The organism is Bartonella sp. 11B (assembly GCF_002022625.1).
In the GTDB taxonomy this organism is placed as follows: domain Bacteria; phylum Pseudomonadota; class Alphaproteobacteria; order Rhizobiales; family Rhizobiaceae; genus Bartonella; species Bartonella rochalimae.
Window position 1 is genome coordinate 1,103,064 of the sequence record NZ_CP019783.1, and the last position, 18,362, is coordinate 1,121,425.

The 18,362-nt window shown below is 33.2% G+C and carries 13 protein-coding genes and 1 pseudogene; 10 read left to right on the forward strand and 4 right to left on the reverse strand.

Going from position 1 to position 18,362, the window contains the following annotated elements; genetic code table 11:
- Positions 1-84 precede the first annotated feature (84 nt).
- A complete protein-coding gene (ssb, locus tag Bho11B_RS04775) occupies positions 85-573 on the reverse strand; it encodes a single-stranded DNA-binding protein (protein WP_035006333.1) in 489 nt (162 codons plus the stop codon).
- A 224-nt stretch (positions 574-797) separates the two neighbouring features.
- Between ssb and uvrA the strand changes: the two genes are divergently transcribed.
- The 3 genes from uvrA to glnA all read left to right on the forward strand — a co-directional run bounded on the left by uvrA (position 798) and on the right by glnA (position 5,796).
- Complete coding sequence (gene uvrA / locus Bho11B_RS04780) at positions 798-3,710, forward strand: excinuclease ABC subunit UvrA (RefSeq protein ID WP_078673795.1); 2,913 nt, start codon at positions 798-800, stop codon at positions 3,708-3,710.
- A 281-nt stretch (positions 3,711-3,991) separates the two neighbouring features.
- Complete coding sequence (locus Bho11B_RS04785) at positions 3,992-4,330, forward strand: P-II family nitrogen regulator (protein WP_078673796.1); 339 nt, start codon at positions 3,992-3,994, stop codon at positions 4,328-4,330.
- A gap of 56 nt (positions 4,331-4,386) precedes the next feature.
- Positions 4,387-5,796, forward strand: coding sequence for a type I glutamate--ammonia ligase (gene glnA / locus Bho11B_RS04790; RefSeq protein ID WP_078673797.1), 1,410 nt, complete (start codon positions 4,387-4,389; stop codon positions 5,794-5,796).
- 221 nt (positions 5,797-6,017) lie between these two features.
- Here glnA and Bho11B_RS04795 read toward each other — a convergent pair whose 3' ends face one another.
- Positions 6,018-6,758 (reverse strand): hypothetical protein, encoded by a 741-nt coding sequence (locus Bho11B_RS04795; RefSeq protein WP_035006338.1) that lies wholly within the window; start codon positions 6,756-6,758, stop codon positions 6,018-6,020.
- 375 nt (positions 6,759-7,133) lie between these two features.
- Here Bho11B_RS04795 and Bho11B_RS04800 point away from each other — a divergent pair, with 375 nt between their 5' ends.
- The 7 genes and pseudogenes from Bho11B_RS04800 (at position 7,134) to traG (ending at position 15,211) form a co-directional block, all read left to right on the forward strand.
- Positions 7,134-7,451, forward strand: a complete 318-nt coding sequence (locus Bho11B_RS04800) for a TrbC/VirB2 family protein (protein ID WP_078673474.1) — start codon at positions 7,134-7,136, stop codon at positions 7,449-7,451.
- Positions 7,452-7,760 (forward strand): type IV secretion system protein VirB3, encoded by a 309-nt coding sequence (locus Bho11B_RS04805; RefSeq protein ID WP_035006340.1) that lies wholly within the window; start codon positions 7,452-7,454, stop codon positions 7,758-7,760.
- A gap of 9 nt (positions 7,761-7,769) precedes the next feature.
- A pseudogene (locus tag Bho11B_RS07385) lies at positions 7,770-7,949 on the forward strand (hypothetical protein); the annotation flags it as partial.
- Between the two features lie 7 nt (positions 7,950-7,956).
- A complete protein-coding gene (locus Bho11B_RS04815; RefSeq protein WP_078674151.1) occupies positions 7,957-9,633 on the forward strand; it encodes a BID domain-containing T4SS effector in 1,677 nt (558 codons plus the stop codon).
- Positions 9,634-9,765: 132 nt separating this feature from the next.
- The gene (locus Bho11B_RS04820) at positions 9,766-11,394 is read left to right on the forward strand and encodes a BID domain-containing T4SS effector (RefSeq protein ID WP_078673803.1); all 1,629 of its coding nucleotides are present in this window, start codon (positions 9,766-9,768) and stop codon (positions 11,392-11,394) included.
- A gap of 167 nt (positions 11,395-11,561) precedes the next feature.
- Positions 11,562-13,151, forward strand: coding sequence for a BID domain-containing T4SS effector (locus Bho11B_RS04825; protein ID WP_078673802.1), 1,590 nt, complete (start codon positions 11,562-11,564; stop codon positions 13,149-13,151).
- 137 nt (positions 13,152-13,288) lie between these two features.
- A complete protein-coding gene (gene traG, locus Bho11B_RS04830; RefSeq protein ID WP_078673801.1) occupies positions 13,289-15,211 on the forward strand; it encodes a Ti-type conjugative transfer system protein TraG in 1,923 nt (640 codons plus the stop codon).
- 850 nt (positions 15,212-16,061) lie between these two features.
- On the opposite strand, the gene Bho11B_RS04835 is transcribed toward traG, so the two are convergent.
- Positions 16,062-16,265: an antitoxin VbhA family protein gene (locus Bho11B_RS04835; protein WP_035007373.1), complete on the reverse strand. Its 204-nt coding sequence runs from the start codon at positions 16,263-16,265 to the stop codon at positions 16,062-16,064.
- Between the two features lie 181 nt (positions 16,266-16,446).
- On the reverse strand, positions 16,447-18,348 hold the full coding sequence (locus Bho11B_RS04840; RefSeq protein ID WP_078673800.1) for a BID domain-containing T4SS effector: 1,902 nt from the start codon (positions 18,346-18,348) through the stop codon (positions 16,447-16,449).
- Positions 18,349-18,362 lie beyond the last annotated feature (14 nt).

An 18,362-nucleotide genomic window follows, 5' to 3' on the forward strand; every position in this document is an offset into this window, starting at 1 on the left:
GCACGCTGCTCAATAAAAAGTAAAATAAACATATATGATAAAATATACAAATACTTCTGAAATAGAATATCACTACTAAAGGTATCAAAAAGGAATATCATCATCCAATTGATGTGAAAAATTTCCTTCTAATTGAGTATTTTTCTGATCAAAATCATCTCTTTGATCAAAACCACTGCTTGACTGATTCACATTGGATATTTGCTCTCCACTCCCTACCCCACGGCTATCAAGCATTTGTAGTTCACCACGGTATTTTTGTAAAACAATCTCCGTTGTATAACGATCATTTCCATTTTGATCTTGCCATTTACGTGTCTGCAACTGACCTTCAATATAAATTTTACTTCCCTTTTTTAAATATTGCTCAACAACTTTAATCAGATTTTCATTAAAAATAACGATATTGTGCCATTCTGTCCGCTCTTTACGTTCATTCGTATTGCGATCACGCCAACTCTCTGAAGTAGCAATACGTAAATTTGCTACCTGATCACCAGAGTTCAATCGACGAATTTCAGGGTCTGCACCAAGATTACCGATTAAAATAACTTTATTAAGGCTCCCAGCCATTGTATAAACTCCACAATTTCAAACCATTTATATTATAACAAAATCGAACATCAACGTATAGTTTATTTTACATAAAACACAAAAAACTACTACCTTAACTTTCTTCATTTACCAAAGTCTGTATTCTTTTCTAAATGCAGCAATTGAACACATTGTAATTTTCAAAAAATAATCTTATTTCATATTCATGATTTAAGTTTTGCTAATATGTGCCAAGGATTAATATGTCTCATCAAAAATATATCTCTATTCGCGGCGCACGTGAACATAACCTAAAAAATATTAATCTTGACCTCCCCCGTGATAAACTCATTGTCATAACGGGTCTCTCCGGTTCAGGGAAATCATCTTTAGCCTTTGATACAATTTACGCTGAAGGCCAACGTCGTTATGTTGAAAGCCTTTCCACTTATGCACGCCAGTTTTTGGAAATGATGCACAAACCAGATGTCGATCAAATAGATGGACTTTCCCCTGCTATCTCCATTGAACAAAAAACAACCACCCGCAATCCTCGTTCAACAGTTGGTACTGTCACTGAAATCTACGATTATATGCGCCTGCTCTTTGCTCGTATTGGTATCCCTTATTCACCTGTTACGGGCCTCCCTATTGAGAGCCAAACAGTGAGTCAAATAGTTGACCAAATTATGACACTTCCAGAAGGTACTCGCATTTTTATTATGGCGCCTTTAATTAGAGGAAGAAAAGGTGAATATAAAAAAGAACTAACAGAACTTTTACAAAAAGGATTTCAACGTGCAAAAGTTGATGGAAAATTTTATGAAATAACTGATATACCTCCTCTTAATAAAAAATATAAACATGATATAGATGTAGTAGTAGACCGCATTATCGTGCGTAATGATATTACTGCTCGACTAGCTGATAGTATAGAAACTTGCTTACAATTAGCAGATGGGCTTGTAATTGCTGAAATGGCAGATCAGCTTTTAACAGAAAATGAAACTGTAAAAGGATCTTTCAATAAATCAACAAATGAAACCCACAAACGACTCATTTTTTCAGAAAGGTTTGCTTGTCCTATATCTGGTTTCTCAATTCCTGAAATTGAACCACGCTTGTTTTCATTCAACAGTCCTTTTGGCGCTTGCCCTGCTTGTGATGGACTTGGTACAAAAAAAGTAATCGATCCGATAAAAATCATACCAAATGAAAATCTTACTTTAAAAGCTGGAGCTATTGCTCCTTGGTCCCAATCATCCTCATCTTATCATCATAAAACTTTAGAAGCATTAGGAAGGGTTTATGGGTTTAAACTCACAGATAAGTGGTCCACGCTCTCAAATGAAGCACAACACGCTATTTTATATGGAACAAAAAAAGAGATCTCCTTTTTCTATGAAGATGATGTACAGTCTTACACTACAAAAAAAACCTTCGAAGGTGTTATTCCAAACATGGAGCAACAATGGAAAAAAACAGATTCTACACATTTTCATGAAGACATTGAACCTTATATATCTTCTTCACTCTGCCCAACTTGTAATGGTTACCGTTTAAAACCAGAAGCACTTGCTATCAAAATCCATGGAATGCATATTGGGCAAATATCAGAACTTTCCATTTTAAAAGCAAGTCATTGGTTTTCCAACGTTCATCAATATCTCAATGAAAAACAGCGCAATATATCAGCACGAATTTTAAAAGAAATCTGTGAGCGCTTAACATTTTTGAACCGTGTGGGACTCGAATATCTTACCTTATCCAGAGCTTCAAGTACACTTTCAGGTGGAGAAAGTCAGCGTATTAGACTAGCCTCGCAAATTGGCTCTGGTCTCACAGGAGTTTTATACGTATTAGATGAACCATCCATTGGCTTACATCAACGTGATAATGAACGTCTTTTAAAGACGCTATGTCATCTACGCAATCTTGGCAATACAATCATTGTTGTTGAGCATGACGAAGATGCTATTCTCACCGCGGATCATATTGTCGATATTGGTCCTGCTGCAGGCGTCCATGGTGGAGAAATCATAGCTCAAGGCCCCCCACAAAAAATTATAAACAATCCATCTTCACTTACAGGTCAATATCTCTCAGGAAAAATGACAATTAATTTTCCTACTCAACGACGCAAAATATCAAAATCAAAAACACTTAAAGTAATTGGAGCCAGAGGTAATAATTTGAAAAATATCAATGTAAATATTCCTCTCGGAACTTTTACTTGCATAACTGGTGTTTCTGGTGGGGGAAAATCAACATTTCTTATTGAAACCCTCTTCAAAGCGGCATCACGTCATATCATGGGAAGCCATCAAATCCCAGCAAGCTACGATAAAATTGAAGGACTAGAGTTTCTTGATAAGGTAATTGATATCAACCAATCACCTATTGGACGTACCCCACGCTCCAACCCAGCAACTTATACTGGCATTTTCACTCAAATTCGCGATTGGTTCGCAGAACTCCCGGAATCAAAAGCTCGCGGTTATCAAGCTGGACGTTTCTCATTTAATGTTAAAGGAGGACGTTGTGAAGCATGTCAAGGAGATGGTGTTATCAAAATCGAAATGCATTTCTTACCTGATGTCTATGTTACTTGCGATGTATGCCAAGGAAAACGCTACAATAGAGAAACACTTGAAGTGAAATTTAAAAGTAAATCCATTGCTGATATACTTGACATGACAGTTGAAAAAGCAGAAGATTTTTTTCAAGCTATTCCTTCTATTCACAACAAACTCGGCATCCTTGTTAAAGCTGGTCTTGGTTATATTAAAATCGGGCAACAAGCCACAACACTTTCTGGTGGTGAAGCTCAGCGTGTAAAACTCGCTAAAGAACTTTCACGCAAAACAACCGGGCGCACACTTTACATCTTAGACGAACCAACAACTGGTTTACATTTTCACGATATTTCCAAGCTTCTTGAAGTACTCCATGAACTAGTCGAGCAAGGTAATACAGTTATAGTCATTGAACATAATCTTGAAGTCATAAAAACAGCTGATTGGATTATTGATCTGGGGCCAGAAGGTGGAGATAATGGAGGTGAGATTGTTGCTGTCGGCCGCCCTGAAGACATTATTAATGTCCCTTGTTCTTATACTGGTAAATTTCTAAAAGAACTCTTGCTACGTCGACCTTTACATAATTTAAAATTTTAAAATAAATCACAAAATTATCAATTATCTAATAAAGCACTAATAAAAAATAACGCCTTAATTTACACCATTATTATCTTTTATAAATTTTATATTTTTTATCCTATAAAACAATAGCGCTACATTTTATAATGCAATATAGTTATTTCTAATAAGAATAAAATGCCTTATTTTTGATTTTTTCGTGAAAAAGTACTTTTTTGATACATCTCATTATCGTAATCGTAAATATAGTATAATGATATATAAATTAATAAAATAAAATCATTGGAGATAATCTCAGTATGAAAAAAATTGAAGCCATCATAAAACCTTTTAAGCTTGATGCAGTAAAAGAAGCGCTTCAAGAAATTGGTCTACAAGGTATCACAATAACGGAGGCAAAAGGTTTTGGTTGCCAAAAAGAACAGACAGAGCTTTACCGAGGTGCAAAATATATTATTGATTTTTTACCTAAAGTCAAAGTTGAAGTGGTTGTTCCTGATGAAATCCTAGAGAAAGCAATTGAAGCAATCCGTAAAGCAGCTCAAACAAAAAACATAGGAGATGGAAAAATATTTGTTTTACCTATCGATGACGTCATTCGTATTCGAACTGGTGAAACTGGCATTGATGCTCTTTAAATATCTATAAAATTTTTATATTTTCTATTCACCTCAATCCAATAAGGAAATTGAATATGACAACCGTTTCAGACATTCTTAAACAAATTGTAGATAATGATATACGCTTTGTTGATTTACGTTTTACTGATCCAAAAGGCAAATTGCATCATGTTACAATGGATATTGCTGAAATTTGCGAAGATACATTCACCGACGGTGTTATGTTTGATGGTTCTTCAATTGCTGGTTGGAAAGCAATTAATGAATCCGATATGGTCTTAATGCCAGATGCAGAAACAGCTCACATTGATCCTTTTTTTGCTCAATCGACTTTGATCATATTATGTGATGTACTTGATCCTGTTTCAGGAGAGTTCTATCATAGAGATCCACGTTCTATTGCTAAAAGAGCTGAAGCTTATATGAAATCTTTAGGGATCGGTGATACAATTTATATAGGACCAGAAGCTGAATTTTTTATTTTTGATGACGTACGCTATAAAATTGATCCTTACAATACAGGTTTTAAACTTGATTCAAGTGAAAATCCGTCAAATGATGATACTGAATATGAAATGGGCAATCTTGGTCATCGCCCACGCATGGGAGGTGGTTATTTTCCAGTCCCTCCTATTGATTCTTGCCAAGATATGCGTTCTGAAATGCTTACTGCGTTAAAGGATATGGGTGTACATGTTGAAAAACATCATCATGAAGTAGCTGCAGCTCAGCATGAATTAGGTATTCGATTTGATACACTGGTTCGTGAAGCTGATAAAATGCAAATTTTTAAATATGCCGTACATCAAATCGCCAATAGTTATGGAAAAACAGCAACCTTTATGCCCAAACCAATTCTAGGTGATAACGGTTCAGGTATGCATGTCCACATATCAATTTGGAAAGATAAACAACCAATATTTGCAGGTAATGAATATGCTGGGCTATCAGAGACTTGTTTATTTTTTATTGGTGGTATTATCAAGCATGCAAAAGCACTCAATGCTTTCACAAACCCATCAACTAATTCTTATAAACGCTTAGTTCCTGGGTATGAAGCCCCTGTCCTTCTTGCCTATTCTGCACGCAATCGTTCTGCAGCATGTCGTATTCCATTTGGTGCTTCACCGCATTCAAAACGTGTAGAAATTCGTTTTCCGGATGCATCATCGAATCCATATTTGGCCTTTTCAGCGCTTATTATGGCTGGTCTAGATGGTATAAAGAATAAGATACATCCTGGTCCAGCTATGGATAAAGATCTTTATGATCTGCCACCGAAAGAGCTCAAAGACATTCCTACAGTTTCTAGAAGCCTAGGCGAAGCACTTGAATTTCTTGATAAAGATCGCGATTTTCTTAAATCTGGCGATGTTTTTGATGATGACCAAATTAATTCCTTTATTGAATTAAAGCTGAAAGAAGTTCTGCGCTATGAAACAACCCCTCATCCTGTTGAATTTGATATGTATTATTCTGTTTAATGTAAGAATGAAAATTTTTGTTTGATTGTGATGGAATGCTAGAGCATTCTCATTAGAGGATTATCCTTCTATCAAATAGATTTTTATAAGGCATGTTTATTAGGAGATCATTTGAAACTAGCGATGAGAAGATTATTATCATTACGCGTTTTAGACTATTTTTCAAAAATTATGTTTGGTTTATTTTTGTATTTTGAAGTTTAATGGAATATTTCTGCATTTTATTTTGATTCAGACATGAACTGATGGTGGTTATCGAAAGGGTTATAGGTTCCATACTTTTTGCGCCACTGTATAGGCTCAGTAAAGTTGCTAGACCAAAGGCCAATTTTATTGTTATAGGCGTTTTGTTCAGCACTTAAATATGTTGTTGGAACTGAATATTTATTGTCTTTTGATAGGATCAGCATGCCTTCTGCAAGCCCTATTTCTGCTAGATCGACTCCTTGCACAAAGCACTGAGCATAGTGAGTTTCTTTTTCTATAACAGCTTGTTTACAAGATAAGTTATGTCCTAGAGTTTTTGTGACCAGCCATGCTGTTGTGACAGCTCCACATGGCCATTCTTGATTATCTAATTTTGCTTTTTGACGGGGTGCACATGTATCTACACCATATAAGTGAATATTTCGGACGATAGGTTTATGCTGAGGTTGTTCAGCAGGAATTATTAATTTAAATGTGACACCACTAGTCACAGATGCGATACCATTAAACACACCTTCATGATTATTTGAATCGCTATTGATCCAATTGAGATCTGGGTCATTTTCTTCTAATTTTTTTGGCACACTTGTTTCATAGTGCTTATTTTGTTCGATCTTGATCTCCATTGTATCTTGGTTTTCTTGCATTTTTAATGGTTCGAGAATATCTAGATCTGTTTTGTAATGGTTTTGGCTTATTATCCATATTCCTATAGAGCAGATAATGTAGACAAGAATAATCGATTTAAATCGCATTTGCCCAATCCTTATTGTTTCTATATCCTACAATTTTTTATGCATCTCTGCTTTTTTTCTAGATCTTAAAGAAAGCGTCTCAACAGCATTTGTTGCAAATTAAACACATTTTGCAAAGAAAAACATTATTTTACGCTCTTGATATTGTCATTTTGATAAAATAACAATATCCACATTAGCCTTTTTGGTTATAGATTTGATTAATTTCTGTCTCTCAGTCGGAGAATTCTAGTAAAGAATTTTTGTGATAGTTTGGTAGAACACTTGCGATTAAAGAATCTTAAAGTTGTAGGCCTGTAGTTTTAAAGTTTTTAAATTTGTAAAAGTAATATGATGTCAGTTTGTAATCAATATTCTTTCTGAAGAGGAGATTAAATGCCAAACATTATATCTAAGCATATTTATTATATCGCTTTTGCGCTACTTTTATCAATGTTTGCAGTGTTAACCCCTGCGTATGCTAATTCTGCTACTGCCAGTATGGGAAATCTTGATACGGTTTTGCGGAATATTGTTACAATGATGACAGGGACAACAGCGAAGCTCATTGCAACGATCTGTGTTGCCGCTGTGGGTATTGGTTGGATGTATGGTGTTATTGATTTACGCAAAGCAGCATATTGTGTTCTTGGTATTGGTATTGTTTTTGGTGCTTCGGCTCTTGTTACGTTATTAATGGGGAGTTCATCATAAATGAATGAAGATACTCTTTTTCTTGCTTGCACACGACCAGCGATGTTTGCAGGTGTTACCGTAGAAGCAATGGCCTTAAATGTCATGGCAACATCTACTCTTTTTATCATAACAAGCAGCTTTTCAATGATCGGTCTTGGAGTTGGTTTGCATTTTATTTTACGCGAAATCACAAAACGCGATCATAACCAATTTCGTGTTTTATTCGCGTGGCTCAATACTCGAGGGAAACAAAAAAACCTGACAAGATGGGGTGGAGGATCTACGTCTCCTCTCCGTCTTGTCCGTACATACAAGGAGCTAAAATAAGTGAGACAACTGTCAGTGATGAAACGGGAATCTCTACCTGAGGAATTTATCCCTTATGTTCGTCATGTCAATCAGCATGTGATTGCATTAGACTCCCGTTGCTTGATGACAGTGATTTCTATCGAAGGAATCAATTTTGATACTGCAGATATCCAAAGGATATTCTTAATTTTCAATATAATTAGTTCTGAGTAATATGAGAAAAAAATCTTTAAGAGTAATTTTAAAGCCTTTAAAAAGAAAAGATTTGCCTTCTTTTGGTTGTGATTACACTTATCCTAACAGTGATGTATTAATCAATAAATATGGAATAAAGAATTCTCAAGCTCTTCATGAAAAGAGCGCGTATCATTCAGAGCAAGCGATTATTCGTTTGCGTCAAGAAGCTCTGCCAAATAAGTTTAATTCCTCTTATTTGAAACATATTCATAAATGTTTATTTGAAAACACGTTCGAATGGGCTGGCTATACGCGTGATCTTACATTTAAATTTAAAAATGGCGTAACTGCTAACATCTCAAAGATGCAAATACCAAATTCAGATGCTTTTTTTAAAGAGAGTAAAGCAGTTTCAAAAAGTTTACATAAATTTGATCAAGTGCTTTCGAAAAAAAATAATTTACAAGGCTTATCGCGTGAAGAATTTGTTGATGAAGCAACGAAGCTTTTTTCCTTTCTCAACTATATACATCCATTTAGAGATGGGAATGGGCTTGCACAACGAGTCTTTTTTGAAAGACTTGCTGAAGCTGCAGGCCATAAACTTGATTTTTCAGTTGTGACTCAAAAACGCATGATACATGCTTGTAATGATGCGATACCTGTAGAAGGTAATGTAAATTATGAAACGATGCAACATTTGTTCGAAGATATCTCTAATCCAGAAAAAAGACGCATTTTGAAGGATTATTTAAATGCTGTGTCTAATAATAAGCATGCATGTAATTTTTTGGATGATCAAATTATCATAACACCACGTGAAGGTGTGACTTATACAGGTTTTTATAAGGCTAGTAATGCGGATTCTATTATAGTTGAAACAGTAGACTTTTATATGGTATGCTACAAAGATTATTTTACACCAGAACAGCTTAAGGCATTAAAACCTAATGATGAGATTACTTTTACAGTTTCAATAAATAAAGATTTAGATCAAATTCTCATCCCAGCAGAAAAAATACCTCCTTTAACGTCAGAAAAAATTCTTCAAAAAATTGAGAATCATATTAAACTTCAAAACAATCGAAAAGAAATTGAGAATTTATCACAAATTGTTTATGGAAATTCAAAAGCGTTAGATCCAAGTATTGATATAATTAATAAAGGACGAGAAGTAAGTAAAAAAATTCCTGAACAAATTTTAAATGATCCTGAATCTATTGCTAAGCTAGCTGGTTTTAAAATATTGGGTATAAGAACTCCAGGACGCAGAATAGCTGAAAGGAATCTTGCACCACTTAGTCAAAAAATTAAAAATTATATGTCTGCTGTAGAAGTTACTAAAAATATAATCATTAGAAATCATGTAATAGAACAAAAACGCCTTTTACAAGAAGTAAGACTGCCTAGTAAGCTAATGCAAGATATCCTTAGCGTGGTTCAAAATGAGAAATCACAAGCCTTAAATGTAGAAAATTGTGTTAAGATCCAAAAAGAGCTTATTTCCTTTTTGACTAAATTTGAATCTCGTCTTTCAGAGACAGAATCTCAAGCATTCAGAGAAGGTGATTATAAACAAATCGCTGAAAGTATTGGTATGTCAGAACATAAAGCAAAAATACTTATAAGCACTGTTAATGAAGCAAAAAAAATGTATCGACAACTTCAACAATTGAAAGTGAATAAGTCTATACAGATGGCCGTAGCCGTTTAAAATACAAGCTTTTTTATAACAAAATTATAACATATTTTTGTTTTATAATTTATAAAAGGGGTTGTAATATGGCGTAGGTCAAAAAAAATATAAATTATGATACAATAGTTAATTTTAGGACTACAGTAAAAAATGACTGATATATCTTTAGCTCGTAATTATATTTATCCTCACATGAAAGTATTAAAGAATAAACATAATATAATGAGTACTAAAAAACTTGCATACGAATGTAAGCGTTATGCAAAAAAAGTAATGATCAATTTAAATAAGGAACCATTGCCCCAAGAATTTGATTCCTCTTACTTAAAATATATCCATCAACGCTTATTCAAGAGCACATTTGAATGGGCTGGATATACTCGTGATCTTTCGTTTACGTTTGATGATGGCACTGTTGCTGAAATGCCAATGATGAAAGTTCCAGACTCAGATATTTTTTATGTACAGGGTAAGAACATTCAAGAAAGCTTAAAGAAATTTGATCAACTACTTGCTTCAAAGAATAATTTGCAAGGTTTATCTCGTGAAGAGTTTATTGATGAAGCTGCGAAACTTTTTGCTTTTCTCAACTCTATAGCTCCTTTCAGAGCTGGTAATGAGCCTACACAACGAATATTTTTTGAAAAACTTGCTAAGGCTGCAGGTCATCAACTAGATTTTTCAGTTGCGACAGAGAAACGTATAATGCGTGCCTGTATTGATTCAATGACTCTAGAGGGTGATGGGGCTCATAAAGAGATGAAACTTCTGTTTGAAGATATCTCTGATCCCCCAAAAATAATTGTTTTAAAGGATTTTATTCGACGCATACCTAGATTGGAGCGCGAGCGTTTGAATGATGAATATGTTATAATGCCAAAGGAAGGTATTACTTATACAGGTATTTATAAAATAGGTACTGTAAATTCCGTTATAATCGAAACAGCGGATTCTCATGTTCTATGCGTTAAAGATTATTTTCCACCGGAACAACTTAAGACATTAAAACCTGGTGATGTGTGTACCGTTACAGTTCCAATAGATATAGATCAAATTCTCATTCCAGCAGAAAAAATGGCTCCTTTAAAGGAAGAAGAAATAATCAGAAAAGTTTCACGTACTAATTGTATTAAAGAAAGCCAAAAGGAAATTGATTATCTTTTAAAGTTTGTTTATAGAGACATAACAGTATTAGACGAACAGATAATGTGTATTCGTAAATATCCTGAAACAAGTAAACAGCTTTCCGAACAGATTAGAAAATCTCCTCAAGCTTTTGGTAAGCTAGCTGGTTTTAAAGTATTTGGTATAAGGAGTCCAAAACGTAGGATAGCTGAAAGAAATATTGAAAAACTCACTTCGGAGATTGAAAAACATGGGGAAATTGTGAAAAATGTTAAAGATGAAATTTTTCTAGAATTTGAAAAAGATCAAAAGCGTGTTGGGCAAGTGGTGAAAAAAGCTAGTAAAAAAATACAAGATATTCTTAATTTGCCAAAGGATGAGCAAAAAAATGCCTTAGAGGCCTCTCCTCTTCTTTACGAAGAGCTTCGCAGCTTTCTGAATGAAGTCAATTCTCGTCTTTCAGCAAGAGAGAAAGATTACATCTGTGACTATCATGATAAAAAACTTGCCGAAAGCATTGGTGTATCAGAAATGCACGCAATGACAATTATAAAAACTGTTAACAAAAGCGCAAAATTGTGTAAACAATTTGAAAAGATCAAAGAAAAAATTAAAAAAGTTGATTGTTCAGAAATAATGGCTATGGCCGTTTGAAAATACAGGTTTTTTACTTCTATTTTTGTATGGATAGGAAAAAATTCTGTGATAATGACTATTTTATAAATAAAGAAAAATTGTTTTTAACGAGTGTATAATATCAAAAGAATATAAAAATCAAAAGCATTCTTCTATTTTACAAAAATTAATAAAAAAGATAAACTATGTACTCTGGTTATTATTATCCTAATACTGAAGTATTAAAAAACAAATACGGAATAACAAATAATAGAGAATTACGCAAACAGTATTCTTGTGATATAAAAAAAATAATGATTGCTCTGCGCCAGGAGCCATCACCCGAGGAATTTAATTCTTCTTATCTAAAATATCTTCATGAACGCTTATTTGAGAACGCATTCGAGTGGGCTGGGTGTATTCGGGGTCGTGTATTTAAATTTGCAGATGGCACAACTGCCAAACAGCACATAGTAAAAACATCAGATTATAAAGATACGTTTTTAACTGGTTACAAAATTGAAAAAAGCTTTCAAGAATTTGATAAAATGCTTTCTGAAAAAAATAATTTACGGGGCTTATCGCGTGAAGAATTCGTCGATGAAGCAACAAAGCTTTTTTCCTTTCTTAACTATATACATCCGTTCAAAGATGGAAATGGACATGCGCAACGAATATTTTTTGAAAAACTCGCAGAAGCTGCAGGCCATAAGCTTGATTTTTCAGTTGTGACCAAACAACGCATGATACATGCTTGTAGTAATGCAATGCCTAAGAATGCAAATTATGAAGCGATGCGGCATTTATTCGAAGATATCTCCAATCCAGAAAAAGTATATCTTTTACAAGAAGCTATCTACCCCCAATCTGGGAGTAGACGCGAAAGTCTGGATAATAAAATTGTGATGATAGCACATGAAGATGTTGCTTATACCGGTATTTACAGAAACAGTTATTTGAACTCTATTACGATCGAAACGGTGGATTCATATATCTTATGCTGTAAAGATTATTTTGCACCAGAACAACTTAAGGCATTAAAACCTAATGATGAGCTTACCTTTATAGCTTCAATAAATAACAATTTAGGTCAATTTCTCATCCCAGCAGAACAATTACCTCCTTTAAAGGAAGAAGAGGTAATTGAAAAAATTGAAAATGATGCTTGTATTCAAAAAAGCTTAGAAAAAATTAGAGCGTTATCAAAATTAATTTACAATAATCCCGAAATACTAGAACAAGATATAAGTCATATTAATGCAAATCCTAAAATGGGCAGAGAGCTTTCTGAACGGATTATAAATTCTCCTAAATCTATTGGTCGGCTCAAGGGTAGAAAAATTGGGTATATCAAAAGTCAAAAATATAAAATCTCTGAACAAAATGCTAAAATACTTAGTAATGAAATATTTAATTATGCAGATAAAGTATCAAATATTAGATGTACAATTATGAGAGAACATAAAGCAAAAGGAAGACGTCTTTTACAAACAGTAAAGATGCCTAGCAAAAAATTACAAGATATACTTAGTTTGTCTGTAAATTTGCAATTAAATGCTTTGCGTTCCTCTCCTGAAACTTATATAGAAATGAATCATTTCATACGTCAAATTACTTTGCGTTTATCAAAAAAAGAACATCAAAAGATGTATAATTCTAATTATCAAGAACTTTCTGCAAGTATTGGTATATCAGTAAATAAAGCGAAAATTCTTATAGAAACTGTTAATAAAGTCAATAAAATTTTGAACATATTGCAACCTAAAAATCCACAAATGCAATTTATGACCTTCTAAAAATGTAAGGTTTCGTTTAATATTCATAAATTAAGAGTTATTTATAATAATATTATAACTTTTAAGATACCATTCACATTATATGTTCAGTTAATAAGTGTGATTTTGTGGCATAATAAAAACAAAAGTAGGGTGTAATGAGATATACTAAAACGGGATTATTTCTTATTTTAATGCCAATAATTTTAGGCAGTTTAACAATATTTTTTGTTCCTTACATGTTATTATTTGCAACGAACGGATTACAAGATTATGAGAAATATTGGTATATCCGTTCAGAACCATTATTAGTGCAGCTGCTTGTTGTTGCTGTATCATTTGTTTACACCATATCGCAAAAACTGTATCTACGCAAAGCGATTACAATTGTTACAGCGTTTTTTTTTACGGGTGTTTCTCTTTACTATCTTAATTGCGAAATTAAACGCTTAAGTCCTTATATCGGCCAACAAGGAATAACGTGGAGTTATGCTCTGCAATTTATTGATGTCATGGTCATCTTTGGCATAATTGGTGGTATTTTTCTTTTAGCAGCCCAATTCTTAATAACTGCTCCGCTTAAAAATAAAAAAGGAGTAAAGCGTGCCAAAAAAGGAATTTTTGGTGATGCATCATGGATGAATTTAAGTGAGGCAAAAAAAATTTTTCCTGCGAATGGTCAAATTGTTATTGGTGAAAGATACCGTGTTGACGAAGATAGTGTGTACAACATTCCCTTTTCCCCTGGAAACAAGGCAACGTGGGGGAAAGGTGGAACATCGCCCTTATTAACCTTTAATCTTGATTTTGGTTCAACTCATATGATTTTTTTCGCTGGTTCTGGTGGATATAAAACAACAAGTACAGTGATCCCAGTATGTTTAAAATATCCAGGTTCTATTATTTGTCTTGACCCTTCAACAGAAGTTGCACCAATGGTTCAATTGACGCGTAAAAAGATGGACAATAGAAATGTTATTGTTCTTGATCCAACTTCAATATCAACGAAAACTTTTAATGTTCTCGATTGGCTTTTAGACAATAGTGTACCGCGAACACAACGTGAAGCTAATATCGTAGGTTTTTCTAAACTGCTACTCACTGACAAAAAATCAGAAAATTCTTCAGCAGAGTACTTTTCAACACAAGCGCATAATCTTTTAACTGCTCTTCTTGCGCATGTCATATTTTCTGATGAATATGACGACTGTGAACGTAATCTAAAAACATTGCGAAAAATCCTTTCTCAATCAGAAACAGCAGTTGTTAATCAATTACGCCATATTCAAGATATATCGCCTTCTCCTTTTATTCGCGAAATGGTTGGTATTTTTACAGAAATGGCAGATCAAACCTTTTCAGGTGTTTATACAACTGCCTCAAAAGATACTCAGTGGCTTTCTTTGTCTAATTATGCAGATCTTGTTTGTGGTGATGATTTTGCATCTTCAGATATAGCGGATGGGAATACAGATATTTTTCTGAATCTTCCGGCAAGTATTTTAAATAGCTATCCAGGAATTGGGCGTGTGATTATTGGTGCTTTTTTAAATGCAATGGTTATAGCTGATGGAAACTATAAAAAGCGCGTTTTGTTTGTTTTAGATGAAGTTGATTTGCTTGGCTATATGAATATTTTGGAAGAAGCGCGTGACCGTGGACGCAAATATGGCATATCCTTAATGTTATTTTATCAGTCCTCCGGTCAGTTGGTAAATCACTTTGGAAAATCAGGAGCGCAATCATGGTTTGAGAGTTGTTCGTTTGTGAGTTATGCTGCTATTAAAGATTTACAAACAGCTAAAGATATTTCAGAACGTTGTGGTCAAATGACTATAGAAGTGACTGGAGCAAGCAAATCTAAAGGACAATTTTTAAAAGGTTCTAAAAATATAAATTATCAACAAAGAGCGCTAATTTTACCTCATGAAATTATTCAAAAGATGCGACAAGATGAACAAATCATTCTTATGCAAGGGCAACCACCTTTGCGATGTGGACGAGCAATTTACTTTAGAAGAAAAGAGATGCTAGCTACTACTGAACAGAATCGTTTTGCTCCCAAAGGAAAGAAAGACTGATTAGAGATGACAATAAGCACATACAGCAAATATTTTTTGAAAAATTTACTGAATCTGTAAACCATCAATTAGATTTCTTAATTGTTATAGCAGAGCATATGATGATCTACGATATGGTTATCTATAATAAATATAATACTTATTGTAAAATATTCTGTTCATGGAAAAGTAGAAATGTTTTACATAAGTTATTTAAGTTTCTAAACAAATAATAGAGGCGTAATAAATAAGAAGCTATGCTTCCTAAAATACTTAAAACTTTAATAAGATATACAAAATATTTAGATTTTAGAAAATTATTTATAGTTAGTCTAATTCTATAAGAGGTTCTTTCAGTGATAAATTATGATAAAGAGCCGAACATGTCTTATTCATTATTTTCTTATTGTAATTAAACTTATTTAGGCAATAATACATTATTAAAAATGAATGTAGGATAAAGAATTCTCAAATTCTTGATAAAAAACGCAAATTGATTTTACTCATCAAATAACATAGCTTTTGATGAAAAGCACCTGAGTTAATATTTGCATCTTTGAAATGTTAACGATTATACTATTTTCAAATTTAAATGTAAGATCAGCAAGTAACACCTTGCCTATTCGAACATGTTCTTAAATAAGCATTTATAAAGATATTTTAAATAAGGTGAACAAACTTATTTGGCAGCATTTCTCGATGAAAATGAACAGCTGCTTGCTCTCAATCACACGCAGATTTCTTATAAAAAGATTGAGAATTCTTTATCCCATACTCATTTTTAATATATTGCTGCCAGAATAAATATAATCATGAGCTAAAGATAAATAGTATATTATTGTATCTCAACATTTATTGTTTTATTCACTCTTTATAGTGTTGCATTGTCCATAAGAGTATTAAATTCCTCTAATGAATATTCTCCCTTCGCATATCCTTCTAAAATTTCAAGCGTTTTAGAATGAAGAGTGATTCCCTCAATTGCATGTGTACTAATAGCTGCATCAACTGCTTCACGGCGTTTTTGTAATTCTTCTGACGTTAAAGATGTAGAATGATCAGTTGTTTTTTTCATGAACTCTTCCTTTCTTTTACTTGTTCTTATAAAATAGAAGCATATCTTCTTGTTTGTTCCGTTCTCTATTATTATTTAGAAACTTAAATAACTTATATAAAATATTTATGCTTTTCCATGAATAGAGTTGCTACAATAATTGCCATCTATAAATATTAAATGAATTATAACTCCACACACTTTAAACGGCCATATTGATTACTTCTGAGTGATCACGTTTGATTTCTTTTAACAAATTTTGTAGGTTTTTGCCTTGCATAAAGAGCTCTCTAATTTGTTTTGCTTTACTTTGTGATATACCAATGCTTTCAGCTAGCAAATCATAATTACCATCACGAAGCCATTTATGTTCTAGTGGCATAAGACGCTGATTGACTGCTTTTATAAAAATATTGAGTTCTTCTTGGAGTGAAGGAGAAAAACTTAAAGTTTCTTTTTGTATATCTTTTGACAAATTAAAAATATCTTGTAATGTTTTGCTAGGCATTTCCACTACTGTCGTAAGACATTTTTCCTTTATTAGATTCTCTCTAACAATTTCATTTTCTACCTCTTTTACAAGATCAACATAATCATAAACCTTCTGAGCAAGTGCTTCAACATTTTGTTCAGCGGTTTTGTATTTTGAAGTTTTCAACCATAATATTTTTTTGCCTGCCAATTCAGAAATAGACTTAGGACAATCGACTATTTTCTTTATAAAAATTTCCTGAAAATTTTTATCTTCAATAATGTTTTTTACACTTATCTTTTCATTAAAGTCTTTTAAATTTTTATAAACATACTTTGCATACATATCAACTTGTTGCCGCTTTAATTGGACAGCAGGATGACTCGTAATTTTTTCAATAAGTTGATCTGATGTTAAAGAAGCTACCGCTTCTTTTGGAATAAGAATATTTTCCAAATTTTTTATATCTCTACTCATTGGAACTTTAAAACTCAGTGGACAACCAGATTTTAATTCCTTAACTTCATTTGGTAAAAAATAATCTTTTTTGAATACCATATAAAGAGATTTTGAAATATAATTAAGATCTACTTTGAGTAGAAGATGTTCCGCAGTCTCACGTTCATAAAAACTTAGATAATTATACCCTCTCTTTGGCATTACAATAATCATTTTTTGAGCATTTTTATACTCTAACTTACTCATGGAGCTTATGAACTCTTTCATAATACTCACTTTTTCTGGATTTGAAATATCTTCAAACATATGCTTCATAGCACTTATATCGCCCATAACACCAGAACGCACCATAGAGAGTATACTGCAAATTCTCATACGCTCTTCTGTAACAATTGAAAAATCTAGTTGATGACCTGCAGCTTCAGCAAGTCTTTCAAAAAACATTCGTTGTGTGCGACCATTACCATCTCTGAATGGGTGTATATAATTAATAAGAGCAAACATACTCGCTGCTTTATTAATAAAAGCTTGTCGCGATAAACCTTGAAAATCATTCTGTTCCGCAAGCGTTTTATCCATATTATCTAGGTATTGAGGAATTTTTTTACTCTCTAAAAAATAATCGTCAGAATTTACCTTTCTCATTGTGTGTACACTAGCAGTAGTGCCATCCTTAAATGTAAACGGGAAATTACGACTATTCCCAGCCCATTCAAATGTATTCTCGAACAAGCGTTTATGGATATATATTAGATAGGAAGAATTAAACCTTTCTGGTAGTGGTTCATGGTGCAAATTAACTATTGCTTTCACCGCATGATGTCCGCTTACCATGGACAAATTGTCTGAGTCTATTATTCCATGTTTATTTTTTAGTACTTGGGTTGCAGGATAAATATAGTTGTCGTACGATGATGAGGAGGTAGATAGTAGTTTTTTCATTTCTACCTCCATATTTCCCATTTCTTGCAATATCATTTGTATAGCAGTATCCATAAGGATATTAAATTCATTTAATGAACTTCCCTCTGCATATTTTTCTAAAATTAGAAGTGTATTAGGATGCAAGGCAATACGTTCAATAGTATGAGTATGAATCGCTGAATCGATAATCCAGCGACGTCTTTGAAGTTCTGCTACCGTTAGAGATGCCTGATCTTTGGATCTTTCCACTAAGCGATCCCTCC